Here is a 1,524-nt window from a genome sequence, read left to right as displayed (position 1 = left end):
CGCAATGATTTATGCAAATCCAGGCCAGGAAGGGTCAAAAGTAACCTTTAAGAAACGATATGAAAATTTTATTAATGGAGAATGGCAGGCGCCTGTAGGCGGCCAGTACTTTGAAAATATTTCACCGGTGACGGGGGAAGTATTTTGCGAGGTAGCTCGCTCGCAGGCAGAAGATATTGAACTTGCCTTAGATGCAGCTCATGCGGCTAAAGATGCTTGGGGGCGGACATCCGTGGCCGAACGAGCGAATATTTTAAATAAAATTGCCGACCGCCTGGAAGAAAACCTTGAAAAGCTGGCGGTAGCCGAAACATGGGACAATGGAAAGGCCGTAAGGGAAACGTTGAATGCCGATTTACCGCTGGCGATTGACCATTTCCGCTATTTTGCCGGTGCGATCCGTGCACAGGAAGGATCGCTTAGCCAGATTGATGATGACACGGTTGCGTATCATTTCCATGAGCCGCTCGGTGTCGTCGGCCAAATTATCCCTTGGAACTTCCCGCTTCTTATGGGCGTGTGGAAGCTCGCTCCCGCCCTTGCGGCCGGCAACTGTGTCGTGCTAAAACCGGCAGAACAGACGCCAGCTTCTATTTTAGTCTTTATGGAACTGATCCAGGACCTGCTTCCTCCAGGAGTCGTAAACATTGTGAATGGCTTTGGGCTCGAAGCCGGCAAGCCGCTCGCCTCTAATAAACGCATTGCCAAAATTGCTTTTACAGGCGAGACGACAACGGGCCGCCTGATTATGCAGTATGCTTCGCAAAATTTGATTCCTGTCACCCTGGAACTTGGAGGCAAGTCACCGAACATTTTCTTTGACGACGTCATGGAAAAAGATGATGCTTTCCTAAATAAAGCGATCGAAGGCTTTGTGCTTTTTGCCTTAAACCAAGGGGAAGTTTGTACATGCCCTTCCCGTGCATTGATTCATGAAAGTATTTACGATCAATTTATGGAGCGCGCGATTGAACGTGTCAAGCAAATCAAGACGGGCAATCCGCTTGATACCGATACGATGATGGGGGCCCAGGCTTCCAGTGAGCAAATGGAGAAAATCCTTTCTTATATTGATATCGGCAACCAGGAAGGAGCAGAATGCCTGGTGGGCGGCGGCAAAAATACGGTCGCAGGCTTTGAAAATGGGTATTATGTAAAACCAACCGTCTTTAAAGGAGCGAACAACATGAGAATTTTCCAGGAAGAAATTTTTGGACCGGTCGTTTCTGTGACCACCTTTAAAGATGAAAAAGAAGCACTGGAGATCGCCAATGATACGCTGTATGGGCTGGGCGCCGGTGTCTGGTCTCGCCATGTGAACCGGGCCTATCGCTTCGGCCGCAGCATTCAGGCAGGGCGTGTCTGGACAAACTGTTATCATCAGTATCCGGCCCATGCGGCATTCGGCGGCTACAAAATGTCGGGCGTTGGCCGTGAGAACCATTTGATGATGTTGTCTCATTACCAGCAAACGAAAAACCTGCTCGTCAGCTACAGCGAGGATGCCCTTGGATTCTTCTAATA

General features: G+C 49.2%; 1 protein-coding gene. It reads left to right on the top strand.

The features are described 5' to 3' along the window. Positions 1-4 precede the first annotated feature (4 nt). Positions 5-1,522, top strand: coding sequence for an aldehyde dehydrogenase (adh, locus tag ACH0BF_RS25050; RefSeq protein WP_340851843.1), 1,518 nt, complete (start codon positions 5-7; stop codon positions 1,520-1,522). The last annotated feature ends 2 nt before the right edge of the window (positions 1,523-1,524 follow it).

This window comes from Pseudobacillus sp. 179-B 2D1 NHS, assembly GCF_045370945.1.
Taxonomy (GTDB): domain Bacteria; phylum Bacillota; class Bacilli; order Bacillales; family Domibacillaceae; genus Pseudobacillus.
This window is presented reverse-complemented; position numbering and strand designations above follow the sequence as displayed.

Bases quoted from the DNA above. Each gene is read 5' to 3' on its own strand.
- adh (WP_340851843.1), top strand. From the start codon at position 5: ATGATTTATGCAAATCCAGGCCAGGAAGGGTCAAAAGTAACCTTTAAG.